Annotated in this window: 20 protein-coding genes and 1 pseudogene; 15 read left to right on the top strand and 6 right to left on the bottom strand. The window is 42.8% G+C overall.

The genetic code is table 11. The features are described 5' to 3' along the window. Positions 1-205: 205 nt before the first annotated feature. From A1OO_RS21170 to wecB, 4 genes are read left to right on the top strand one after another with little or no spacing between them, the layout of a single operon-like run. Positions 206-1147: a glycosyltransferase family 2 protein gene (locus A1OO_RS21170; RefSeq protein ID WP_026023982.1), complete on the top strand. Its 942-nt coding sequence runs from the start codon at positions 206-208 to the stop codon at positions 1145-1147. Beyond that, positions 1140-2534, top strand: coding sequence for a hypothetical protein (locus A1OO_RS21165; protein ID WP_017004366.1), 1395 nt, complete (start codon positions 1140-1142; stop codon positions 2532-2534). Before A1OO_RS21170 ends, A1OO_RS21165 begins: the two co-directional genes overlap by 8 nt. Beyond that, positions 2518-3615: an acyltransferase family protein gene (locus A1OO_RS21160; protein ID WP_139128082.1), complete on the top strand. Its 1098-nt coding sequence runs from the start codon at positions 2518-2520 to the stop codon at positions 3613-3615. Before A1OO_RS21165 ends, A1OO_RS21160 begins: the two co-directional genes overlap by 17 nt. A 21-nt stretch (positions 3616-3636) precedes the next feature. Then, positions 3637-4767 carry a non-hydrolyzing UDP-N-acetylglucosamine 2-epimerase gene (wecB, locus tag A1OO_RS21155; protein WP_017004364.1) on the top strand — a complete coding sequence of 377 codons (1131 nt, stop codon included), beginning with the start codon at positions 3637-3639 and terminating at the stop codon, positions 4765-4767. 61 nt (positions 4768-4828) lie between these two features. On the opposite strand, the gene A1OO_RS21150 is transcribed toward wecB, so the two are convergent. Continuing rightward, the gene (locus tag A1OO_RS21150; RefSeq protein ID WP_017004363.1) at positions 4829-5587 is read right to left on the bottom strand and encodes a glycosyltransferase; all 759 of its coding nucleotides are present in this window, start codon (positions 5585-5587) and stop codon (positions 4829-4831) included. Next, entirely contained in the window at positions 5587-7470 is a 1884-nt protein-coding gene (locus tag A1OO_RS21145; RefSeq protein WP_017004362.1) for a polysaccharide biosynthesis protein, read from the bottom strand. Before A1OO_RS21145 ends, A1OO_RS21150 begins: the two co-directional genes overlap by 1 nt. Before the next feature lie 158 nt (positions 7471-7628). On the opposite strand from A1OO_RS21145, the gene A1OO_RS21140 reads away from it, so the two are divergent. The 3 genes from A1OO_RS21140 to A1OO_RS21130 all read left to right on the top strand — a co-directional run bounded on the left by A1OO_RS21140 (position 7629) and on the right by A1OO_RS21130 (position 10736). Continuing rightward, positions 7629-8588, top strand: coding sequence for a UDP-glucose 4-epimerase family protein (locus A1OO_RS21140; protein WP_017004361.1), 960 nt, complete (start codon positions 7629-7631; stop codon positions 8586-8588). Positions 8589-8607: 19 nt separating this feature from the next. After that, complete coding sequence (locus A1OO_RS21135; protein WP_026023981.1) at positions 8608-9162, top strand: sugar transferase; 555 nt, start codon at positions 8608-8610, stop codon at positions 9160-9162. A gap of 194 nt (positions 9163-9356) precedes the next feature. Then, a complete protein-coding gene (locus tag A1OO_RS21130; protein WP_017004359.1) occupies positions 9357-10736 on the top strand; it encodes an MBL fold metallo-hydrolase RNA specificity domain-containing protein in 1380 nt (459 codons plus the stop codon). Positions 10737-10794: 58 nt separating this feature from the next. On the opposite strand, the gene A1OO_RS21125 is transcribed toward A1OO_RS21130, so the two are convergent. The 4 genes from A1OO_RS21125 to A1OO_RS21110 form a co-directional block, all read right to left on the bottom strand. After that, on the bottom strand, positions 10795-12963 hold the full coding sequence (locus tag A1OO_RS21125; RefSeq protein ID WP_017004358.1) for a YjbH domain-containing protein: 2169 nt from the start codon (positions 12961-12963) through the stop codon (positions 10795-10797). A 2-nt stretch (positions 12964-12965) separates the two neighbouring features. After that, a complete protein-coding gene (locus A1OO_RS21120) occupies positions 12966-13790 on the bottom strand; it encodes a capsule biosynthesis GfcC family protein (protein ID WP_017004357.1) in 825 nt (274 codons plus the stop codon). Position 13791: 1 nt separating this feature from the next. Continuing rightward, positions 13792-14505, bottom strand: coding sequence for a YjbF family lipoprotein (locus A1OO_RS21115; RefSeq protein WP_017004356.1), 714 nt, complete (start codon positions 14503-14505; stop codon positions 13792-13794). A 122-nt stretch (positions 14506-14627) separates the two neighbouring features. Further along, on the bottom strand, positions 14628-14879 hold the full coding sequence (locus A1OO_RS21110) for a hypothetical protein (RefSeq protein ID WP_017004355.1): 252 nt from the start codon (positions 14877-14879) through the stop codon (positions 14628-14630). 227 nt (positions 14880-15106) lie between these two features. Here A1OO_RS21110 and A1OO_RS21105 point away from each other — a divergent pair, with 227 nt between their 5' ends. The 8 genes and pseudogenes from A1OO_RS21105 (at position 15107) to A1OO_RS21070 (ending at position 24644) form a co-directional block, all read left to right on the top strand. Further along, complete coding sequence (locus A1OO_RS21105) at positions 15107-15460, top strand: hypothetical protein (RefSeq protein ID WP_017004354.1); 354 nt, start codon at positions 15107-15109, stop codon at positions 15458-15460. 502 nt (positions 15461-15962) lie between these two features. After that, a complete protein-coding gene (locus A1OO_RS21100) occupies positions 15963-16490 on the top strand; it encodes an outer membrane beta-barrel protein (protein ID WP_241819218.1) in 528 nt (175 codons plus the stop codon). Between the two features lie 135 nt (positions 16491-16625). Beyond that, positions 16626-19199: pseudogene (locus tag A1OO_RS21095) on the top strand (SLBB domain-containing protein); the annotation flags it as partial. Positions 19200-19382: 183 nt separating this feature from the next. After that, entirely contained in the window at positions 19383-19760 is a 378-nt protein-coding gene (locus tag A1OO_RS21090) for a four helix bundle protein (protein WP_017004351.1), read from the top strand. Positions 19761-19932: 172 nt separating this feature from the next. Then, the gene (locus A1OO_RS21085) at positions 19933-20901 is read left to right on the top strand and encodes a Wzz/FepE/Etk N-terminal domain-containing protein (RefSeq protein ID WP_017004350.1); all 969 of its coding nucleotides are present in this window, start codon (positions 19933-19935) and stop codon (positions 20899-20901) included. Positions 20902-21094: 193 nt separating this feature from the next. Continuing rightward, on the top strand, positions 21095-22372 hold the full coding sequence (locus A1OO_RS21080; RefSeq protein ID WP_017004349.1) for an oligosaccharide flippase family protein: 1278 nt from the start codon (positions 21095-21097) through the stop codon (positions 22370-22372). Then, positions 22372-23790: a DUF2264 domain-containing protein gene (locus tag A1OO_RS21075; RefSeq protein ID WP_017004348.1), complete on the top strand. Its 1419-nt coding sequence runs from the start codon at positions 22372-22374 to the stop codon at positions 23788-23790. The genes A1OO_RS21080 and A1OO_RS21075 overlap by 1 nt, the downstream gene beginning before the upstream one ends. Beyond that, entirely contained in the window at positions 23787-24644 is an 858-nt protein-coding gene (locus A1OO_RS21070) for a glycosyltransferase (RefSeq protein ID WP_017004347.1), read from the top strand. The genes A1OO_RS21075 and A1OO_RS21070 overlap by 4 nt, the downstream gene beginning before the upstream one ends. Positions 24645-24648 lie beyond the last annotated feature (4 nt).

Here is a 24648-nt window from a genome sequence, read left to right as displayed (position 1 = left end):
ATAAATGGAGGCATCTATTGTTCGGTTGTACCTTCATTAACTTTAGTCTCATCCAGCTTTTCAGTAAAACTTTATGATTATGCTTGCTGTAATTAGTTGTGTTGCATTGAGTGTTTTAAATTTAGATCTGAAATAGTAAGTATGGGAATGTTTCATTTGCATGGACCTAATTAGTTTGTGAGGATTGATTTTTCAGGGGGAAATAGTGAAGATATCTTTAGTTGTTCCAGTCTTCAATGAAGAAGATGCTATCCCAATATTTTATAAGACCGTCAGAAATGATGGTTTCTTGTCAAGAAAAGATGTTGAGTTAATATTTATTAATGATGGAAGTACAGATAATACCGAAAAAATTATAAATGCGCTAATTAGTGATGACCCAAATGTAGTGCTATTGAATTTCTCTAGGAACTTTGGTAAGGAAGCTGCGTTATTTGCGGGGCTAGAAAATGCAGAAGGTGATGTGGTTGTTCCAATTGATGTAGATCTGCAAGATCCTATTCATTTAATCGAAGCTATGTATGAAAGAATGAATGAAGGATATGATGTTGTTCTTGCAAAAAGAAATGATCGTTCGTCTGATGATTTTTTGAAAAGGAAAACTGCTGAAATTTTTTATAAGATACACAATTTGATTTCAGATGTGAAAATTGAACCCAACGTTGGTGATTTTCGGCTAATGAAAAGGGATGTCGTAAATTCGATCAAACAACTACCTGAGACTCAGTTGTTTATGAAAGGTGTTCTTTCTTGGGTTGGATATAAAGCTTCAATTATCACATATAGAAGAGAAGAGCGTGTTGCAGGTGACACAAAGTTTAATGGGTGGAAATTATGGAATTTGGCTGTTGAAGGTATCACATCATTTAGTACTGTGCCTCTAAAGATATGGACATATTTAGGGTTGTTTATTTCATCCGTTTCTATGCTTTATGCTGTTAAGCTTGTAACATCTAAATTTTTTTTTGGAAATACTGTTGCTGGATACCCATCTATTATGGTAGCGATACTGTTTTTGGGTGGTATCCAGTTGATTGGAATAGGTGTTTTGGGCGAATATCTTGGCCGTATTTATATGGAAAGTAAGCATAGGCCGAAGTTTATTATTAGAGAGAAAATTAATAACCCAGGTAAAAATGATGAGTGATTGGAAAAGGGTAAGTTTGATTTTTATCGCTGGTCTAATTATGAGTTTAGGGTTGATAATGAATCCTGGCTATTTTAGCCATGATGAAATTTCATGGGGGATCAAAGCTACATCAGGTAACTCATTGTCAGACATTAGTTTTTATAACATTTTCCACTATAATGAGTTCCACTATAGACCTCTCAACTTTAATTCTTGGTTAATAACATCTTATTATTTATACGAGTTGCCTCAGTTATATCATTTTTTGATCGTTTTATTTGGTTTGACAAACACAGTACTGGTATATTTTTTCTTAAAAAGAGAAGTGGATAGTAAGTTAGCCGTCCTTACTGCTGTGATTTCAACAATTATGCCTACCATAGCCTTTGTTAATGGTTGGATAGGTACAATGGCAGATGTGTTTTGGTTTATGTGTTGTATTGTTTCGTTAATGATACATCAAACAAACCGGCGGTTGGATAGTCTAAATTTTCCTTTAATTGCCTTGTCTCTGTTATTTTTCATATTAGCCTTGATGTTTAAGGAAACGGCGGTGGTGTACCCTGGCGTTCTATTTATATATGTAGTGTATGCTACATACAAAGAACGTAGTGATTTTAGAATATTTATAAATAAATCTGACATTATAATTTTCCTACTGAGTACAATAATCTTCCTGTTCTACATCACAATAAGGTTTAAATTTCTATTTCCTAGTGATGGTGGGGGCTATGGCGCTGCTTTTTCCAATATACCCATTAGAATGCTTGAATATTTCATTTACCCTTTCTTGATTAACAATGTTGAACTTCATGGTTTGTTTTTACAACATTCTTTATCTGAGTTGATTACAGCTTTTTGTATACATTTCTTGCTTGTTTTAATGCTTTGCAAGCAAGATAAACTTAAATACTTCTTATATTTTGGCTGTTACTTTGTCACTGCCGTCCCCATTCTTATTTTAGACATGAGTTTGCCCCACTATATATATGCTTCTGGGTTTGTTACTGCATTTGGTATATCTTTTCTTTTCTTTGAAAATAAACGAAAGAGATTCGCAAGTATGATTTTCTTTGTTCTTCTTGCCATGCATGGCATTAAAGTTCAAGTAAACTACGTTTCTACCGGTTCGTATCAAAATAATTTTGTGGGCACACTTTACTCCGTTATCAAAGGTGGTAATAAGAAGTGTTCTTATGTTATCAAGCCTGAGGCTGGCAGTACTTCCTGGGTTGCGGTTAGGGCCATAGCTTTTCGAGGCTATATTGACGATGTGAAAATTGACAACAACGTGTACTTTGAGGGAGAACTAGACTCGGAATTAGTAGAACGTCCTAAGTGTAATCTATCCTTGGATACTAAAGGACGCGTTTTTTTGATTGAGGGCAATGATGGTGAATATTAGACATAGATTGATGTTGTTTTTCCATAATTCAAGTTTGTCAGATGCTGTGGATAGCAAAAAAGACTTGTTTATAATATTTAGGTTTTTAGCTTCTTTTTTAGTTCTATATGCTCACTCATATCACATATATGGTTTAGGGGCAGACCCATTTACGCAACGGACTGGTGTTTACACCGGAACATTTGCCGTCTATATTTTTTTCACTATTAGTGGATTTTTTATAATAAAAAGTGCAATGGACAGAAGTTTCCCACAATATATACTTGCTAGATTTATCCGTATATACCCTGCATTAATCTTGTGTAATTTTACAACAATTGTTTTCATTATTCCAATAGCAATGGATTTAAACTGGATCTCATTTGTTTTTACTATTGAAGCAAAGGAGTACTTGAAAATAAATTCAATTTTAGACACTCTGAAGTTCACTATCGCCGGCGTGTTTGAAAATAATCCAGACAAAGCTATTAACGGATCTTTGTGGACGCTGCCAGTTGAAGTTAGAGCATATGTTGTAGCGCTTTTAATAGTAATGTTAGGGTTAACAAAAAGGAAGTCTGTGTTTAACTCATTTCTTTTTATTACTGTATTTGTAAACTTCAAGTTCCCTGATTTTTACAGCGTAATTTTCCCTGTACCTGGTTCTGTTTCATTATTGTTTTACTTTCTTTTGGGGTGTTTTTTGTATGTGAACAGAAAGTTTATCCCTGTTTCTCCTATACTTGTTGTTATCACATCTATACTCGTTGTTAAGTATAGGTTTGAGTGGCCATCAATTGTGATTTCAATGTTGCTTTCTTATCTGGTAATTTCTTCTGGCTATGTTTTGAGAAGGTATCTTGATTTTAATTTAAAAAACGATTATTCATATGGTTTTTACCTGTACGCATACCCAGTATCTCAACTATCTTATATATTCTTTTCTGAGCTTGGCTTCTATTACTACCTGTTGTTTGTAGTTTTTCTTACAATGGTGCTGTCTTTTCTTTCTTGGCATTTAGTTGAAAAGACTGTTAGTAGCTTTGCAAGGTCGGCAATATTTCCCAAAATGAATTGTTACACTTTTAACGTGTCCAATTAAACCAGTATTAAAGGTTAATCAGTGAACAAAATAAAAGTATTATCCGTTTTTGGGACTCGCCCAGAAGCAATCAAAATGGCTCCTGTAGTAGAAGCTATAAAAAATGATCCTAGATTTGAAGGGCAGGTATGTGTCACTGGTCAACACAGGCAAATGTTGGATCAAGTATTGGAACTGTTCGACATTGTTCCGGATTATGATCTCAATATAATGAAGCCAGGTCAGGATCTTACCGATGTGACTACTGCTATCTTGCAGGGGCTCCGTGAAGTATTGGCTGAATTCAAGCCTGATTATGTACTTGTGCATGGTGATACAGCTACAACGCTTGCCACCACTCTAGCGGCATATTATCAGCAGATAAAAGTTGGTCACGTAGAGGCTGGTCTTCGAACGAACAATATATATTCGCCTTGGCCGGAAGAAGGCAATCGCAAAGTCACGGGCTGTTTAGCTAGTCTGCATTTTGCGCCGACAGAGACATCTCAAGACAACTTGCTTCGTGAAAGTGTATGTGCAGATGACATAATTGTCACCGGCAACACTGTGATTGATTCTCTATTGATGGTCAAGGAGAAACTTGAAGTTAATCATGATCTTGGTGATGAACTAGAAAGCCAGTTTAATTTCTTGAATCCAGATAACAAGGTAGTACTTATCACTGGCCATAGAAGGGAGAGTTTTGGTGGAGGATTCGAGCGAATTTGTGAATCTATCTCGATTCTCTCTACTAAGTACCCTAACGTTGAGTTTGTCTATCCTGTACATTTGAACCCAAATGTCAGAGAGCCAGTTAATCGCTATTTATCAGGAAAGAATAATGTCCACTTGATAGAACCTTTGGACTATCTTCCATTCGTATATCTGATGAACCGCTCAACCATCATTCTTACTGATTCTGGTGGCATCCAAGAAGAAGCCCCTTCTCTTGGTAAGCCGGTTCTAGTAATGCGAAATACAACTGAACGACCAGAAGCACTAGAGGCCGGAACTGTGAAGTTGGTCGGTACGGATGTTAGCTTGATCGTCGATCAAGTATCTACATTGTTGAATGATGTAGAAGCATATCGGCTGATGAGCTTTGCTCACAATCCTTATGGAGACGGGTTGGCTTCGCAGCGAATAGCAGACGCGATTGCGTCAAAATACTAGCAATCGCTAGCAGTTAAGCAAGAAGCTATATCAGATATAGCTTCTTGCCGTTAGGAAAGAGTTAATGTGCCAATTGATTCTTGAAATGATATCGCCACAAACTACTCGCATACCAAATAAAATGCTTCGACATGAACTTTCTATTCTGATGAGACGCATAATGAACAGCTCTTACAGAAGGAAAATACATAACATTCATCCCAGTCTCATTTGCTCTTCTGCAAATATCCGCATCTTCAAAATACATAAAATACTTTTCATCAAAGCCCTTTAGCTTTTCATACGATTCACTTTTAAAGAGCAAGAACGATCCAGCAGCCCACTCGATAGTAATAGGCTCTTTGATGTCGTCTTTATTATAGATATCCGTTCTTTTGTAGCCTAGAAGCGATTTAATTGGTGACAACAGCTTATGGTAATACCTGATAGAGTTATCATACTCTGTGAATTGGGCATCTTTGTATAGGTTGATAGCAGAGATATCGGACTCGTAGGTTTTTGCCAAGTCAAGTAACTTTTCAATGCTCTCTGGCCAGATATCAACATCAGGGTTCAATACCAAAAAATAATCGTTAGGCTGAATGTTGAGCTTTTCTTTGCAAAATCGATATACCGCATTGTTGTTGGCGCCAAAACCCATTGGCTTTTCGCCAACAATCAGTTCAATTCCAGCATTACTTGTATAAGCGACGAGGCTCTCTGAGGGAAACGTGTTAGAGCGGACAACAACCGTATGGTGCTTTGCTAATGTCTTAAGTGTGTCGCTAGCGCATATCATCTCATCATGTGAGTGATTGATGACTGAAATGAATAGAGCCATTAGCAAACTACCTCATTCGGCTTATACCCAGTAGGGGCTTCCAGCAATATTCGTTTGATACAGTCGGTATCAAAATTATGGCAACAAACGTCTAGTTCACTGATTAGTGCTTCCATTTCCTTCCAGCCTAATTTGGCTTCACAAGCCGTCATGATCTTTTGATGGCTCGTACCTTCCACGTTATCCCCAATCAGCAACTCTTCATAAAGCTTTTCGCCTGGCCTTAACCCTGTAAAACGGATCTCTATGTCGCCATCTGCATCGGTTTCACCGTTATCTGAGAGATAGCTCTTCATCCCCATCAGTTTGATCATGCGCTTCGCAAGGTCAACGATTTTCACTGGATCGCCCATATCTAAAACAAACACCTGTCCGTTGTGTCCCATTGCACCTGCTTGAATAACCAACTGAGCAGCTTCTGGGATGAGCATGAAATAGCGTGTAATTTCTGGGTGGGTAACGGTTACTGGCCCACCTTTACGAATTTGTTTTTTGAAGAGGGGGACAACAGAGCCAGAAGATCCCAATACATTGCCAAAGCGAACCATGGTGAAACTTGTCTCAGTGCCACGATCAGCAAGGGCCTGAAGCACTAATTCAGCCATTCGTTTGCTTGCGCCCATAATGTTGGTAGGGCGTACGGCTTTATCGGTAGAGATCAGCGTGAAGTTTTTAACGCCTGTTGCAATCGCAGCATTCGCACATGCGAGTGTGCCAAAAACGTTATTTCGAATGCCTTCAATCACGTTGTCTTCGACAAGCGGAACGTGCTTATAAGCTGCAGAATGGTATACAGATTCGACTTGGTGCGCTGTCATTAGCTTGGTTAATCGGTTCTCTTTTTGTACTGAGCCTAAAGCGGCAACCAAAACAGTGTTTAACCCGAGGTTGTTTCTTGCCGTTTCGAGTTCTTGATGAATGGCATAAAGGTTGTATTCGTTTAGTTCAAACAGAACTAGCGTTTTTGGGTGCTGAGCAAGAATTTGTCTGCATAGTTCAGAGCCGATAGACCCACCAGCGCCAGTTACCAAAACGCTTTTACCAGCAATGTTTTTTTGCAGTAGCTCCACATCGGGAGAAACAGGTTCTCTTCCGAGAAGGTCGGCAATATCCAAATCTTTAATATCGGTAACACTTGCCTTGCCAGCAGCTATATCTTCAACAGAAGGAACAGATTGCACCTCAATCGGCCAATGAGACAATTCATCAACAAGCCTTAAGCGATCGCCCTTGCTAATGTTGTTGATGGCAAGTAGCAGCTTTACAGGTTGGTACAACGAGAGAAGGTTACCAAATTCCGACGCTGGGTGAATTCTTACACCAGTCAATATTTGCCCTGCTTTTTTGGGGTCATCATCCAAAAATGCCACAGGGTGATATTCGCCGCCTTGTATCAGTGCGTAGGCAAGATCGCGTCCCGTTGAACCAGCACCATAGATAAATACATTGGGTTTTTTTCTACGGTAGTAGTGATAGTAAATGGTACGAATGAAAATGCGTGGCGCACCAAGCGTCAGTATTGCTAGGCCTGCGTATATGAAAGGCACACTCCTTGGCACAAACGCTTGAAAGAAAAAGCCGCTTATAGCCAGAGTGACTGCCGAGATGATGACAGCAATGAAGATATTTCCTATCGCAGGCATCATCATATACCGAAGAATGGCACGATACATGCCCAGTTTGACAAAACTGAAAATCGTCACTGCGCATGTCACCATTAGGCAAAGAAATTCTTCTGTCCCAATGTGGAAAATCAGAGTATCTAGGCGCAGCGCCATGGCGAAGTAGAGCGAAAGAGTCACAGCGAAAATATCGTAGATGACACTGATGATTCGCTTGTTCTTACGATGTGCACTGAGAAGCAGTTGGATCGGCGTAAACATTAGGTTTTTGGTAACTCTCGTAGACGTTGGCAGCAACAATTGGGCGAACTAAAACATGTATTTATTCGTTATGGCCCCATTGTAAGTACCTTTAGTGCGACTCGCCAGTGTTGGGTGGTAGAATATTGGCATGAACACCAATAAATGCAGGAATTAGGGTGAAGTTACTCGTCACAGGCGCAAATGGCTTTGTTGGCCGTCGCGTATCAAGCGCTGCCAAACACGAAAACTGGGGCGTGAAGAAGCAAGTCAGAGATCTAGCATTGAAGACTGACGATACCATTGTCAGCGATATTCAAACCAACACGGATTGGTCTGCGCATCTCCAAGATATCGACTGCATCGTACATTGCGCTGCTCGTGTTCATCAAATGAAAGAGGCAAAAAGTGGTGCCGACGTTCTTCAAGCCTATCGGGAGACAAATAGATTCGGGACGTTGAATCTTGCCCGTCAGGCGGCTGACGCCGGCGTTAAACGTTTTGTTTTTATCAGCTCCATTAAAGTGAATGGCGAACAGACCTCCCCTGAACAAGCGTTCGTTCCTGACGTTTCACAACCGCCAAGTGACTCCTACGGCTTAAGTAAATACGAAGCAGAAATAGGTTTGAAAGCGATCGCCGAACAGACGGGGCTGGAAGTCGTTATTATTCGCCCGCCGCTCGTGTATGGCGAGGGAGTAAAAGCTAATTTTCAATCCATGATGAATATCGTGCGCAGAGGCATCCCGTTGCCACTCGGTGCAATCAACAACCACAGAAGCCTTGTTTATATTGATAACCTAGTATCATTGATAATAACCTGCTGCACACATCCAAACGCCGCAGGAAAGACCTTTCTGGTTTCAGATAACGATGATGTTTCTACCACAAGGCTGCTAAAACAAATCGCCAAGAGCATGAAAAAGCCAAATCGACTACTACCCATACCTGAACGCGCTATCCATTTCGTGGCGAACACACTAGGAAAATCGGATATTGCCAATCGCTTGTGTGGTAACCTTCAGGTGGATATTTCAGATACGATAGAATCGCTAGATTGGATACCGCCTGTTAGTTTTGAACAGGGAATTGCCAATACGGTTGATGCGTATCTAAACGCATTAAACCCCACCAAGTGATAAAACTAGAGAGAACTCCATAGTGATTAGACTCCTCGACTTTCTTTTCGCCTTCTTCGGCCTCTTGTTTTTATGGCCGGTGCTATTATTCGTCACCGTGGTTGGCTACTTCGATACAAAATCCCCCATTTTTTGCCAAACACGCGTGGGCAAAAATCAAAAGCCTTTCACGCTGATTAAGTTTCGCACCATGGCACCCGACACCGCGTCTGTGGCGACGCACCTAGCCAGTGCTTCTTCAGTCACCAAGTTTGGTGCGTTTCTGCGCAAAACCAAGTTGGATGAGTTGCCGCAGTTGATTAATGTTGTGAAGGGGGAGATGAGCTTAGTCGGCCCTCGCCCTTGCTTATTCAACCAAGAAGAATTGATAAAAGCGCGACAAGCTAAAGGCGTGTTTGATGTGCTTCCGGGTGTGACAGGTCTTGCTCAGGTCAATGACATTGACATGTCGACGCCGCAAAAACTCGCTGATTGGGATCAACGAATGATCCAAACCCTGTCCGTGAAGAACTACTTCACCTACATTATCCAAACTGTCACGGGCAGTGGCTCTGGCGACCGCATCAAAAGCTAATAACCTACACGGCAACGTGTGGCGAACGAATCCGTTAGCGATGTCCATCGTTAACTTTGTCGCACCTTCGTTGAAACGGCTGATCGGAGGTGCGTTCAAAACTCGTTTTTATTCCCTTCTAACAAATATTTTTCACATGGTTACTCTTCACTGAGTGACAATATTTCCAGTCTCATCACCTGGGAGTGAATACCATGCAAACTATCTACCCAAACACCTACCACATCACCCATCATGGCGCAAAAACGGGCGTCACTGGCTCATGCCACCAACTCGACACCCATCACGGTAAGCTGCTCATTGATTGCGGGCTATTTCAGGGCGATGAAACCAAACCGCTTAATATCGATTTTCCCGTTAAAGATATCGATGCGTTACTTGTCACTCACACCCATATCGACCACATCGGCAGAATACCTTGGCTATTAGCGGCAGGTTTTCGCGCACCTATATACTGTACGGAAGCCACAGCCAAACTGATGCCGATGATGCTTGATGATGGGCTTCGTTTGCAGTTAGGAATGAAAGCGAGGCAGCGAAAGCGCATTTTGAACCTGATCCGTTGCCTCACACAGCCAATAGAATATGGCACTTGGACGAGCGTCGCTAACGCGTACGGGACAACCGCCGATATTCGCTTTCAACCGGCGGGGCACATTTTGGGTTCTTCCTACATTGAAGTGAAATTACCGGATGAGCAGGTTTTGGTGTTCTCTGGCGACCTTGGACCAAGCAACACCCCGTTACTGCCCGATCCCAAATCACCAGAGCGCGCTGATGTATTGGTCATCGAAAGTACTTACGGAGACAAAACGCACGAATCGATTGCTTCGCGAACCGAACGCTTAAAAACATTAATCAATCGGTCCCTGCTTGACGGTGGTGTGGTTATTATTCCGGCTTTTAGCGTTGGGCGAACACAAGAGCTGCTATTCGATATAGAAAACATGATTGCTAAGTCACTTACCGAAGATGAAAAGCGTGCTTGGTCAACCATCCCCGTGATTCTCGATTCTCCCATGGCAGCGAAAGTGACAGAGCAATACCGTGCCTTCAAAAAATTGTGGAGCCAAGAAGCCAAAACCACGTTGGAATCAGGGCGACACCCGCTCGCTTTTGATCAATGCATTACCATCAATACTCACGGTGATCATATCGGCTTGGTGAACCGCCTAAAACAAACGGGAGAACCTGCAATCGTGATTGCCGCCAGCGGCATGTGTAACGGAGGCCGAATCCTCAATTACCTTCAAGCGCTGCTTCCTGACTCAAGAACCGATGTGATTCTTGCAGGTTATCAGGCGCGAGGCACATTGGGACGAGACATACAGCAGGGAATGAAGAAAGTCGAAATTTCAGGCGAACACATCGAAGTAAACGCTCACATACATACCATGTCAGGCTATTCCGCGCACGCAGACAGAAACGATCTCCTCGCGTTCATTGAAGACATAGAAACCAAACCCAAAGAAATCAGAATTGTTCACGGCGATCAAAAAGCCCAACAGGCGTTAGGCGAATTGATACGGCAGAAGGGATTAGCAGAAAAAGTTACGTTAGCCGTAGACCAATAGAAAATGGCGCTCAATCGAGCGCCATTTTTTTTCTGGTCAGTGTGGTTATTTACGTTAATTACTTGTTCGTAAACTCAGAATTTGGATAACGCGCGTCAGTCATGCTGTACAAGCTGTACTTACGACTCAGCATTTGACCGCCATCGCGAGACAAAGGTGTCCAGCCGATCAAGGCACGGTTGGCACTTGGTTTCACCGTGAAAATGTCAAACGGAATAGAAATATAGAAGCCCTTGTTAAAGCTCCCTTCGCCGAATTGCTCCGCCGACAGGTTGGTTTTCGCCATGTAAGCGCCCGCAATCACACCACTGTCGAATTGCTTCGACACATCCAGTGTTACGCCTTTATCTTCCGCTAAATATTGACCCACACTCGCTTTGATCAGCAAATCATCAAACCAGCTCCACTCAGGGCGGTAATACGTCGTGAAATGCCCCGTTGGCGTACCGGTCTGAACATTGTAGTAACGGCCTGTTGTTGGGTCATAATGGCGCTCTTCCGTGAAAATGCCAAACTCAGAATTCGGGTCGCGCTGCGCCACATAGTTCACATCCATCCCGAATGCCCAGTTGCTCTTCAGTGGGCGATAAAGCACTTCGCCGCCGACACCCGCAAACATGGTTTCAAGATAGCCGCCGTAACCTTGTACATAAACACTGTCGCCGAACTTATCGAACGCCGTTAACTGAAGATTGCTCACACGAACAGGGTTGTCCGAAATATACTGGCGAACCAAAGTACGAACACGTTTTAGATCAGTGCCATCAGGTGGTACGTCATATTTGAATTTGTCGTAGTTATCGTAAAGGTTAACGTAAACGCTGCCACCAACCTCGATGTTGTCCGTCAGCCAATAGCTCGCACCACCACTCACACCAATGTTGAACAGGTAGAAATCTTCTGAACCACCAATCGATTGTTGAAGGTTAGGGGAGAAACTGACAGACCAAGGTTCACTGGTATCAGTCTGTAGCATGCCGCGTGGCGAATTTGGGTTAACCAGCGTTGTCGTGTCTGAGACCTTTGCCCCCACATATTCTTGATTCGCCACCTTGCGATACGCAGCCGCATCAATGGTGGTTTGGGTTGTCGTCTGGTTAGCTTGCTGCTCTACCAAGTTAAACGTCGACGCTGACGTTCCTGTGTTCGCCAGAATCATTGCGCCTTTTTCATGCGCCAACTCGCGGTCACGGTACTTGCCTTGCGACCCAACAACGGTGACAGATTCATTGTCGGCATAGATTTTCGCGTCGCGATAACCCGCTACCGTGTCTAGATCCTGTGCGACGCGCTGCCAATCAATGTCAGCCGCATCTGTCTGAGGCTTTGGCGCATAAGCCGGTGTCGGCGTATCTACCCAGCTTTGCGACAATGAATTAAAGTTGGTTTTCAGCGTGAAGCCAAGTGTCCAAGTATTGCCGCGCTCATAACTGGCGCGAATGTCGCCCCAATCACCAAAGGTGTACACCATGCCGTAGTTGAATGACGAATCTTGCGGCATTGGTTTGTCAGAGCGCGTAACAATGAAATCGCTCTTATAGTTATTGGCGTCGTACTCGACTTTTAAGCGAAGCGGCTGCCATGGGGTTTGGTATTCAACACCACCAAAAACAGATGCGCACCCCGTAAACCAACGGGCGAAATCAACACTGCCACCCTTGCCTTTGTAAGAAGTATCACGCCCACAGTCATAACCTAAGCTAGTATCGCCTTTTAGGTTGGCACTATTACCGATGTAACCCCATCCAATACCCGCTGTGAAATCAAAAGGGCCGACATGCTTGCTGGCTGCAATATACTCACCATCAAACAAGCCAGTACCGCCAATGTCACGCATGCCGATAGAGGTTTCAGGTAGCCAATAGCTTTCTTCCCACAAGCGCAGTTTTACATCAATGCCCTTGTCGGTGTAGTACGTGTCACCACTGAAGCTATCATCACCGCTATACAATAAATCAGGCACTTGGGTGTAGCGAATCGTGGCCTCTAGCCAAGGCATTAACTGAAGAGACGTATGGTAATGACGGTAATCGTCATTCATGGTAACGCCTAGCGAAAATTCCCCTTCCGGCGCGACACGGCCCGTTGGCATTTGCATTAAGCCAACGCCACCAAAATCACTTTGTGTGGGTTTAAATGGCGTGAAATCGAGATCATTCGCAGCTACAGGCAAGGCATGCATCAATGCCAGAGAAAGCGAAGAGAACTTAAAAATACGACGATGCATGGTTACATAACCCGATGTTGAAGAAGACGAGGAATATCGCCATTAAGCGATTTCAGCGCAGAAGGCAAACCTTGATAAGGCACAAAAATAATGGCACCCGGTGCAACGTTCTTCGGAACTTCGTTCCAATAAGCAACCTTGTGCGTTTCTAACACGCCATCAGGCTGAACCACAGAAACGTTATTTATTCCAAAAAGATTGAGCGTGTCTAGCGGTGTCAGATAATCGTCGGTTGCTCGGCTTGGGGAAAAATCAGTATCTGTAGATTGCGCCACGGCGCCGATCACCCAAACATGATTCTGACGAGGGGGAAGCAACAGCGTTAAACCACCCTGAACCAACGGGTTAACCTTGCTGCCCGCAAGATAAAAGTCGTGATCTAATTCAACGTCAATGCGATTTTTGAAGGTGGATGCAGCAAGAAATTCAGAAAGCGACTGCACGGCAGCGCGTTTTTCATCATCACCTTGCCAGTGCTCAGTGAGCGCTGATAACTGGCGAGTTACGCCATCATAAAGTGCACTTGTGCCATCAGACAGCGAGTTGTTAAACAAACCCGCACCTTGCCAGTAAATAACATCCGTGCTGTGCGCCAACATGTTTTGGCCATTTTTAGTAACAAGAGAGCGGCCTTGCTCTACCACTTGAGAAACGCGAGGGGAGCCATTAAATGTCACTGAATAGGTTTTTTTTGCACTGTCGCCAGTCGTCACCGTCAACACGGTTTGCTCTGCGAAAGCACTTTGCGAAAAAACAACCAGAATAATGGTAGCGATAACGGCATGGCTTTGCTTAGCCGCGCGGTTAATGAATGAGGAAATAGTCATATTAGCGTTTCACTCCTGCAAAGGGCTTCAGAATGGTTAACTCAATGCTCGCCATACCGGGTGCAGGGGTTTGTTTACTGGCAATAACGTCGCCAGAAACAGGGTGAAGCCAGTATTCATTTTCAAAGCGTTGATTCAGCTCTGGGGCGTGAACATATTCGATGAAATGGAGGGTAGATACGGGCTTCTCGTTTACCATCACAGTGTTTTCGCCTTGCAATTCAAAGCGAGATTCCAAGGTATAGCCAGAATGATAACCCGGCTGAAAATCCACTTTACGACGCCAGGCATAAGGGGTCGCGTTGTTTAATAACCCAAGCGCTAAAGGGTCGGCATCAAGGGAATAACTTGCGGTTAAATTGCCACCGATGAGGTTCACGGTTTTGACAATGCGCCCAAACTCTGTCACCAGCATTTCATTGTTTGCAGACAGCCATTTCAGCTGAACACTTTGCTCGGGGCGCGGCAAGTTAGAAACACTTGGCGACGCGTAACCCAGCACCATGAAAGATTGGCCACTGGTATCCGTTTTGGCGTAAAGGCTGGCGTAGGGGAGGTCTTCAATCTTTTCTGGCGAGAGAACAACATCGTCATGGCCAAATAAAGCAAGAGACATGGTGTCTTGCACATCTTCAAATTTCTGACTGCAGCCAGAAAGTAGGCTTACTGCACCTATCAGCGCGGCGGCCTTTAGGCTAATTAACTTATTCTTCATAGCACGACAACGCGATCTCAACAGGGAACAGTAGCTATCAGTCGCAATAGCAAAATTATGGGCTTAAAAACAAAGAAAACCGAACAGCATTCACCGTTCGGTTTTTTATTACAACGTGCTGATTAACCTTGAGTGGTTACAGACGTTGAAGTCGTTGTTGCAGTGTCGTTGTTGCCTGCATCAACCGCAACAACAGCAACAGCAACAACAGCTGCACCAATTGCTACAGCAGTAGCAGATACACCGCCAACAGCGGCAGTTGAAGCGGTTGCACCGCCAGCTGAACCGCCAGTAGATGCTGCTTCTTCAGCGGCCATTGCTGGCGCAGCTGCCATCATCATCGCAGCAACAGCTGCAATTACTGATTTTTTCATGAATAACTCCGTTATATAAATGTTACGCCTGCTTTGAAAGTCAGACAGGCTGCTAAAATGCTAAACAGTAATAGAAGTTAAGTAAACAAATAATCAGATTGTTGGGCATTTAAATGAACATTAAATGAGAAATAAATCTCAAATAAAGAGCTTATTAATAGATTTTGAGTCAGTGGCATTAAAATCGTACACTTCTCGCCAGTTTTTATGGTGTTTGGAGTATTACCGTGAACTATCGACATCTCTTTCCCTTCTTTATCAGCATCAGTGTGCTTTCTGCTTGCGCTGTTCCGCAACCTGCGATTCAAGCCAATGGCGTTATCGTGTGGAGTAACGGCGTTGAAGAAAAAGTACGTGTGTCGCCGTCAAACGACCATTTTGTTTTTGTTAGTAACGGCTTTTCAGGTAGTCAAGTGGTTGTTTACAGTAGTATTAACGGCGCGAGTACCCCTGAGTGCGAATACTACGTGAATGAACCTAAGCCTGCTGTTCGTTTAACCGTTTGCGGTGAAGGCGAAGTGGAACTTCTTAATAACGGGGTTGTTCAGAACGTAGGTCAATTGAGTGTTTTTACCTCTTAAATTGTAAATGGATATTTCTTGATTGGATCGATAGCGAGAAGTGAATCGCAATTTAAACAAGGGGTGTCTGGTTAATCACTCGCTAATTGTTCGAAAACTCAGCGAGTTAATATTTATCGCTCAAATAAGAGACACTTGGTCTAAAAATAACAAGTTTTGGATTAATCTCGATATACCTTAAATGATACACTCCTGCCTCATTTTGAAGTCAAAAGGGTCACTGTTGGGTTGTGCGTCTAGGTGTGATGATACCTGTTGCCCAAAAATGGCAACAGCGCGAGTGAAGTGAGTGCGTATATCGCACCTATCACAGAGGTTGAGCCCAGAGGTTGAACCGACCAGAGTTCGGCTCTCTTGGCAGTACATCTAGCAGTACATTTTGAATTTTTGCGTACTTTGGGAACGACACCCAAGGGCGGTAGCGTAAGTGAAACGCGACGGTCAGTGCGTTAATGGCAATAAAGCTGTTGTGTATCACAGCGACATGTTTGAGGTAAGTAAGGTGAACAGAGTTATATTTTCCAACGTAGCAGCCACGATGTTGGCGGTATTCACCGCGCCACAAGCTGTTGCTGATTTATATGCGGGTGCAATGGTGAGCTATGCCAACGTTGAGTCGCGCCCATCAAGCGATGCCGCCATTCAAGAAGCGACGCCCATATTGCTGCAAGCGCAAGCGGGCTACTTTTTCAATGACTACCTTGCGCTAGAAGGCCGATACGGTACATCACTACAGCGCACTGATGGTATGGCCGTAAACAGTGTGGCGTCCGCGTACGTGAAAGGGAACATTCCCGTGACTAACCAAATTGCCATGTATGCATTGGCAGGTTACGTCGCCACCGACATTGATAATGCCATGGCTGGCACAGTAAGTGGCAGTGGCGCCAGCTTTGGCTTGGGTATGCATTACGCCTTAAGCAGTGAAACCGCAGTAACATTTGAATTTATCAATGTGCCGAGCAGCGGATCCAACAACGACAACGTGGGGTTGAGCGCACTTAACCTTGGTTTTCAATATCGCTTCTAATCAATGCCACTCATCAACGCAACTTCCATCACCTTTACCTATTCACGTAACGAGCTTTGAACAATGAATTATCGCAATCACAAACTGGCGTGCTTGGGGGCATTGCTGGTGTCTTCTTTTGTTTCCCTTACTGCTAGCGCCCAAACCCCAACAGCGGCCCAACTGCAAATGTTTAAAAGCCTGCCGGCTGATCAACAGCAAGCATTGGCCAAGCAATATGGCGTTGCTTTGCCAAGTGGCGCAGCGTCTTCTGAAAGCTATCAAACCGCCCCCGTGGTCGAACCCCGCCCAATTGACACCCAAACACAACCAAGCAACCAAAAAGCAAATGCTGACGAAGAAACCCTCACGCGCTTTGGTTTGTCTTTGTTTGCCGGTTCTCCAACCACTTTCGCACCAATGAGCGATGTGCCCGTGCCGTCTGATTATCAGGTTGGCCCAGGTGATGAAATCGTCATTCAGCTTTTTGGTAAAGAAAACAACACCCACCGCTTGCGCGTAAGCCGTGAGGGTGTGGTGAACTTCCCATCCCTTGGCCCCGTGCAAGTCGCAGGCATGAACTTTACCGAAGTGCGTGAATCGCTGACACAACGCGTTAAAGAACAAATGATCGGCGTTCGCAGTGACATTTCCATGGGTGAAATGCGCAGCATGCAAATCTTCGTGATGGGCGATGCGTATAAACCAGGCGCGTATTCCGTCAGTGCATTGACCACCATTTCGCAAGCGATTTACTACAGCGGCGGGTTTAGCGAATCTGGCGCATTGCGTAACGTTCAACTGAAGCGCAATGGCAAGCTGATTCGCACATTAGATATGTATGAACTGTTGCTAAAAGGCGATTCACACAATGATATCCGCCTGCAACCCGGGGATACCGTATTTATTGGCCCCGTTGCGCAAACCGTGTCTATTCAAGGTGAAGTCAACCGCCCTGCCATTTATGAAGTGAAACGTGGCGAAACCTATGCAGACATGTTGCAAATGGCAGGTGGCTTAACGGCCAACGCATTGAGTGAATTTGTTTTGGTAAAACGCCCAGCCGCAGAAGGCATGCGTGATGTGCTGACGTTAGATTTAGCATCACGCGCTGGGCTTTCAACTCGTATTCAACACGGCGACGAAATTGACATTGCCAAACGCAGCAATGCACTCAAACACTTTGTGCAGCTGGAAGGGGATGTACTGCAACCGGGTTACATGCAGTGGGAGAAAAACCTGCGCATCAGTGACTTGTTTAGTTCTGTTGATTCCGCATTTAACGCCACCGCAGATTTGAGCTACGCGCTGGTGGTGCGAGAAATTAATCCACAACGTGACATTCGCGTGATGCAATTCAACTTAGCTAACGCGATTTTGAACCCAGCGAGTGCGGATAACATTAAGCTGCAATCACGTGACCGTGTATTGGTGTTTAACCGTTTTGACGGGCAAGCGCTAAACGCGTTCAACGACAAACAAGAAACAGCAAAAACACTGGAAGAAGCACAAGCGCAAGCGGCGAGCGAGCAGCGCGAAGAGCTACAGGCAATTGAAGGGGAAGAACAGCTTTCAACCCAACAAGCCAAACTGATTTATCAAGGGCAAGAAGTTACTGCAGAGCAAATTGACAAAATCAAAGGGTCAACACGAAATGTACTCTTGGCATCGGTTCTTCTCCAGCTTCAACAGCAATCAGTTTACGGTGCACCTGCGATGATTGCCGAAGTGGTGGGGGAAGTGAAAAACCCAGGCCGCTACCCAATCACAGACAAGAACACAGTGAAAGATTTAGTGACGGCAGCAGGCGGCTTAAACGCAGAAGCTTATGTATTAAATGCAGAACTCGCGAGAACGGTACTCAACCAAGATACCCAACGCGCGACTGTGCAGATCTCGCCGTTGAACCTCGGTTACGCCGTGTTGGGTGACGCAAATGAAAACTTAACCATTGCCCCGCGTGACCGTTTGAACGTATTACAGCAACCGGGTGTAAAAGAACAAACAACCGTAACGCTAAAAGGCGAAGTGCGCTTCCCGGGTAATTATGCGGTAAGCAAAGGCGACACCCTGCAAGACATCATTCAACGCGCTGGTGGGCTAACGGAATTTGCAAATTCGCAAGGTGCAATATTCACGCGTGAGGCACTGCGCCTTCAAGAACAAAAGTTGTTGGAAAACTACGCGGCAGACATTCGTAAAGAAACCGCGAAGAAAACCTTTAACAAAGACAGCAACATGGGCTCGATGATTTCCGACCCAGATAAAACGCTAGCGTTTGTAGAAGAAGCCAGCAAAAGCAAAGCACTCGGCCGCATGGTTGTGCAGCTTGATGAAGTGATCGAGGGCAACCGCGCGGCAGACTTCATGCTGGAAGACGGCGACTTCTTGTTTGTTCCGACCTACCGCAACACAGTCTCTGTAATGGGCGAAGTACAAGTCGCGATTACCTACCTACGAGACAGCAAGCTGGACGTAGATGACTACATCAACAAAGCCGGTGGCTTGAAAAAGCAGGCGGATGAAGATCGCATCTTTGTAGTTCGTGCAGACGGCTCGGTATTCAAACCAAACAGCGGCTACTGGTTCGGCAACCAAAGCGAAGCGCTAAAAGCCGGCGACACAGTTGTCGTTCCATTGGATACCGACTACCGCGATGCACTGAGTGTTTGGACAGCAGCCACGCAGATCCTTTACCAAACAGGTGTAGCGGTGAATGCATTGAAATAGCAGAGCGGGATTACGGAAAAGGTGGATTACGGAATACAGGGAAGAGCGGAAAAAGCAGAATACAGGAAAAGCTGGATTACTGAATACTGAATGAGCGATTTTGTTCTTCTCTGTAATCATGCTTTTTCCCGTAATCCGTAATCCGTAATCCATGCTCACTCTCCGTTTTGGAAAAGGACTTCCATGAGATTTAAGCAGCTAAAGGTATGGCAGCAAGCATGTCGACTTTCTTGCGACATCTACAAGCTAATGAAGGAATGTCGCGACTGGGGCTTCAGAGACCAAATTACACGTTCTGGCTTATCTATACCGTCCAATATTGCTGAAGGTGAAGAGAGAGACTCGCCAAAAGACCAAATTCGATTTCTCAACATCGCTAAATCATCAACCGCAGAACTTATTACGCAAATTTATATAGGAATAGAAGTCGGATATATCGATAAAACGGAAGGATTGAGACAAATCAATGAGGCTGAATCAATCGCCGGAAGCTTAGGAAAGCTCATTAAAACAAAGAAGTCACGAATTGGCGAAGACACACCCGACTACGATAACCAGTAATCAGCAATCCAAGCGATTTGCGCTTACCAGTATCCCGTAATCAGTCTCTTAGCTCTGCCAGTATTCCGTAATCAGGCTCTTAGTTCTACCAGTATTCCGTAATCAGTTTTCATTAATCCAGGCTCTTAGCCCTTCCCAGCAATCAGTAATCCGTACTCAAAAACCACTAACTATGAATAAGAATCTTACAGATACACAAACAGGCTATATTGCTGACGTTAACTTTCCGTCTCCACCTTCCGATGAAATCGACCTCCGCGAACTTTTCTCCGCCCTCTGGAAAGGCAAGTGGATCATCATCGCAACCACATTCCTATTTGCTGCAGCTGGCGTGTTTTACGCTCTGAGCCTACCAAACATTTACAAAGCCGATGCGCTTTTGGCGCCCGCAGAATCAAGCAGTGGTGGTCTTTCAAAAATGGCAGCGCAATTTGGTGGCTTGGCATCTTTGGCTGGTGTGAGTTTGGGTGGCGGAGAAGCCTCACAAACCGATTTAGCAGCAGAAGTGATTAAATCTCGCCAATTTGTGAACGCATTCATCGCAAAACACGAACTGATGGTGCCGCTTATGGCAGCCAAAGGGTGGGACTTAAGCAAGAATGAACTGATTCTTGACGAAGAATTGTATAACGCCGAAACGAATACCTGGTTGCGTGAAGCTAAAGGACTGCGAGGTCCTGAGCCTTCTGAACAAGAAATGTATGAAGCATTTGTGAAAGAAATCCTTTCCGTGGGTTCAGATAAAAAAAGTGGGTTTTATACGCTTTCAATCAAACATTATTCGCCATATTTAGCGAAACAATGGACGGATTGGCTCATTGCAGACATTAACAAAGTCATGCGTGAGCGCACCATAAAAGAAACGACACAAAACCTTGTCTACCTAGAAACCCAGTTGGAAAAAACGGCCATTGCGGACATGCAAAGCACGTTTTACTCACTCATTGAAGAACAAACCAAGAGCTTGATGCTGGCCGAAGTGCAAGATGAATTTGTATTCAAGGTCATTGACCGCCCAGTTGTTCCTGAAATGAAGACAGAGCCGAAGCGCGCTTTGATTTTCATATTGTCAACACTACTTGGTGGGATGATTGGTGTGGGTTTTGTGCTTGTTCGCCATACTTTTAAGCAGGAAGATTAGTCCAACAGTGAAGCCTGTTGACCAAAGAGAAATAAGCTAATTAAAAACAGAAGGTTAAGTGGGCACAGAGTGCTTTCTACTTCGTCTAATTTCTATGACAATAATATGAAAATGGTTTTCTGCCAAGCAACTAAATTGAGCCCATCAATAACAAAACGACGCAAGCGAGTAGAAAAAGGGCGAACGTAACAATATGGTTAATAATAAGTATATAAAAAACACATTGTGGCTAATTGCAGATAAATTTTTCCTTTTAATTGGTGGGTTAATAGTAACTACGATAGTATCAAGATATCTTGGGCCTGAAAAACTAGGACAGTTTAGTTTTGGTATTTTCATCGCAGGTGTATGTAGCGTAGTGTCGCAGTTTGGGGCAAGTCAAATAATTTTCCAGACATCAATAAAAAACAATTCTAGGAGTCTGAAATATATTAGGTCAACAGTATGGTATAGAGTCTCGATATACCTATTGTGCTCAGTCATTTTTTCTATCTGTTATTATCTATTTACAAATGATGAAAGTGTGACGGTTTTTTTGTTTTCACTGGTGGTTTCTAATTTATTTATTGGCTTAGATATAATGCAGTATCACTTCAATGGGAGGTTGAAGTCAAAAGAGAACACCAAAGCTTCGCTTCTTTCTAAAACAGTTTCTATGTCAGTTAGACTTATACTTGTAAATAGTGAGCTCGATGCATTTTACTTTATAATACCGTTTTTTTTAGATGGAATAATACTTTATATATATAAATTTAAAGTCATAAACGAAGAAGAGAAAAAAAAGAAAGACCAAAGTGTATATGTTAAATTCTACTTTAAAGAAGGATTACCTTTCTTTTTTATAAGCGCGTTAGTTGTTATCTATTCTCAGGTTAATATAAGTTCCATTGCATATTGGGAGGGGTTTGAATCACTGGGGATATATTCTGCAATGATGTCGTTAGCTCTTGCGTGGACATTTATACCCAGCTCGATTGGGATATCGATATTGACAAAAGCTTTAGAGGGGAAAGATAATAAAAATATTGGATTTTCTGTATCGCTTTTAATTCCAATACTCGTTTCGCTACCGATAATAATGTTTTCGTTCCTATTTTCAAACGAAATAGTTGAGCATGCATTTGGAATTGCTTATCTAGAAGGTGCCTCAGTACTTCCTATTTTAGTCGTGGCTAATCTGTTTAGCGTGCTTGTATTTTTGTCTAACAGACAAATAGGTCTATTCCAAAATTCTAGGAATAGACTCGTGATCAAGAGTTTTACTGTTTCTATTCTGGCAGTGGCTCTTTCATATGCACTAACAGAAAATTATGGTATTCGTGGCGCGGGTTTTGCTTACCTGATTACTGAGTTGTTGGCTTTTTCGATATTAAATTATATTTTAATCAAGGAAGTTGATTACGTTAAGGTACACATTGGTATGCTAAATATAAAAGAGATAAAGTCATATTTGAAAAAAGAGCTGAAGTGATGATTGAAGCTAAAGAAATATATCGCAGAGTGTTGAAGTATTATAGAAACGGCAGGCTCTATGTAAATAATGCAGGCTTTTACAGTGATGCAGAGTTTGAAGAAAGTATTGGGGATTTAAAGTTCAATGATATTTTAGATTACAACTCTCTTACTGAATACATCTATAAGTGCTATTCTTCTAGGGCAATTATAGGAAACACGAGGATAAAGACAGTTGGTTTAGCTAGTAGAAATGGCAATGATATCGACTCTATTGAGGGCGTGTCTAGATTTCTACCTATAATTTCAAGTTACCTCAATTATATGCATGGCTCTGCAGACGATGAAAAAGAATGCTTCAATGAGATGCTAACCTTTGTAAGGGAATCCATTGTAAATGGTACCACTAAAGGAGATTATTACTGGGGAGACCATTTAGATTATGATCAGCTTATATGCGAGGCATCTGATATAGCTATCAGCCTTTGGATTTCTAAACCTTTCATATGGGACAGACTAAATAATTTTGAGAAAGAAAATGTTTGTAATTGGCTAAAAAGTGCTACTGAAAAAGATGTGTCCCAGAATAACTGGATCATATTTCAGCTAACAATAGAAGCTGTGCTTTATAATTTTGGATTCCTCGATTCCATAGACAAAAATAAATACGAAAAAATTTCCGGATTTCAAGTGGAACCTGGGTGGTTTAAAGATGGGAATGATGGTGGGATTGATTATTATAATGCTTGGGGTTTTAACTACGGATTGTTTTGGTTAAATAGGATTTCGGGAGGTGACCTTGACCCAGGTTTGGAAAGTATGGTGTCTGATACTTTTCAAAAATATCAATATTTCTTTGATAGCAGTGGGCGATTACCATATTTTGGTCGTAGTGTATCATATAGATTGGCTGCCATATGTCCTCTCATAACATATTTTTCTTTGAAAGCATCGAAGCGTGATAAGGATAGGATTTCTTCTCTGTTGCCAAATTTTTTCAAATATCATTTCAAAAATGGCATTTTAAAAAACGGAACAATAACTCAAGGATTTATAACTGATAGTAAACAGGTTGTAGATGATTATAGTGGACCGAACAGTGCTCTATGGTCTCTTAGAGCGCTGGTTTTGATATATACATTGCACTCTGATGGCGACGAGATTATCACTAAGACTTCTGGGGTATTCCACGAGGATCAACTGGGCAAGGTCTCTGTTAGAGTCGGTAGTGAGTTTAGTGTTATAAATGATACTAAAAATAATAGTGTGAAAATTAATTTCACAAAAAAAACAGAAGAAAAAAAGGGTAAGAAAAATTATGTTTCATCCTTCGTAAAGTTTCTAATTTATCGAAGATTTGTGCGTAAGTCTATATACCCAGAGCTAAGTGAACTTACCATCTCAAGTGACAATTACTTTTATAGGAAATTAAAATGAATGAAGACATAAGACCTCTCGTTTCCATTTATGTAACAACACATAATCGAAAGGAAAAACTGGAGAGGGCTTTAAATTCATGTTTCCGCCAAAGCTACGATAATATTGAAATAATAATATCTGACGATGGGTCAAGCGATAACACCAAGACTTTTTGCGAGTCATTGTTGGAAAAAAAAATTAATGTAAAGTACATTCGTAGTGAAAGTCCGAAAGGTGCATGCCATGCTCGAAATGTGGCGATAGAAGCTGCTTCAGGTTATTATATTACAGGTCTTGATGATGATGACTATTTTAAACACGATCGTATTGAAAAGTTCGTTAATAGCATTGATAGGCTAAATGATCATTCATTCTTATATAGCAATTACAATATAGGTAAAAGATCATTAACTCGATCTAATAGAATAAGCCTTAAAGATATAATCTATAAAAATGGCATTGGAAATCAAATCTTCATTGAAAAGTATAAATTGGAACACGTAAAGGGTTTCAATAGTAAGTTGCCAGCATGGCAAGATCATGAGCTATGGATAAGACTCATTACTGAGTATGGTAGTGCTTTAAATGTAGGCGCGTTTTCTTACTTTGTTGAAGAGTCAAGCGATTCGATATCGATTTCGTCAAAAAGGATTGAAGACGCAAGTGAATTTTTTTCTAAACATGAAGAAATCTACCCAGAGTTTCCTATAGAAAAAATAAACTATTTAAACAAGCATCAGTATCCGATGTTTTCATATCCATCTTTTTGTTATATTGTCAAAGACGCAAATTTTAACCTGTTATCTAGGTACTTAGAGATATGTATGGCAAGAATAAAACGAGATATTTTAAGGAAAATAAGGAGTTCTTGAGAGA

Source organism: Enterovibrio norvegicus FF-33 (genome assembly GCF_000286835.2).
GTDB lineage: Bacteria > Pseudomonadota > Gammaproteobacteria > Enterobacterales > Vibrionaceae > Enterovibrio > Enterovibrio norvegicus_A.
Note: the sequence above shows the minus strand (reverse complement) of the source record. Positions and strands in the feature narration are given on the sequence as shown.

Bases quoted from the DNA above. Each gene is read 5' to 3' on its own strand.
- A1OO_RS21110 (WP_017004355.1), bottom strand. From the start codon at position 14,879: ATGAAAAAATCAGTAATTGCAGCTGTTGCTGCGATGATGATGGCAGCT.
- A1OO_RS21070 (WP_017004347.1), top strand. From the start codon at position 23,787: ATGAATGAAGACATAAGACCTCTCGTTTCCATTTATGTAACAACACAT.
- A1OO_RS21160 (WP_139128082.1), top strand. From the start codon at position 2,518: ATGATGGTGAATATTAGACATAGATTGATGTTGTTTTTCCATAATTCA.
- A1OO_RS21130 (WP_017004359.1), top strand. From the start codon at position 9,357: ATGCAAACTATCTACCCAAACACCTACCACATCACCCATCATGGCGCA.
- A1OO_RS21085 (WP_017004350.1), top strand. From the start codon at position 19,933: ATGAATAAGAATCTTACAGATACACAAACAGGCTATATTGCTGACGTT.
- A1OO_RS21115 (WP_017004356.1), bottom strand. From the start codon at position 14,505: ATGAAGAATAAGTTAATTAGCCTAAAGGCCGCCGCGCTGATAGGTGCA.
- A1OO_RS21090 (WP_017004351.1), top strand. From the start codon at position 19,383: ATGAGATTTAAGCAGCTAAAGGTATGGCAGCAAGCATGTCGACTTTCT.
- A1OO_RS21145 (WP_017004362.1), bottom strand. From the start codon at position 7,470: ATGTTTACGCCGATCCAACTGCTTCTCAGTGCACATCGTAAGAACAAG.
- A1OO_RS21120 (WP_017004357.1), bottom strand. From the start codon at position 13,790: ATGACTATTTCCTCATTCATTAACCGCGCGGCTAAGCAAAGCCATGCC.
- A1OO_RS21150 (WP_017004363.1), bottom strand. From the start codon at position 5,587: ATGGCTCTATTCATTTCAGTCATCAATCACTCACATGATGAGATGATA.
- A1OO_RS21165 (WP_017004366.1), top strand. From the start codon at position 1,140: ATGAGTGATTGGAAAAGGGTAAGTTTGATTTTTATCGCTGGTCTAATT.
- A1OO_RS21080 (WP_017004349.1), top strand. From the start codon at position 21,095: ATGGTTAATAATAAGTATATAAAAAACACATTGTGGCTAATTGCAGAT.
- A1OO_RS21125 (WP_017004358.1), bottom strand. From the start codon at position 12,963: ATGCATCGTCGTATTTTTAAGTTCTCTTCGCTTTCTCTGGCATTGATG.
- A1OO_RS21075 (WP_017004348.1), top strand. From the start codon at position 22,372: ATGATTGAAGCTAAAGAAATATATCGCAGAGTGTTGAAGTATTATAGA.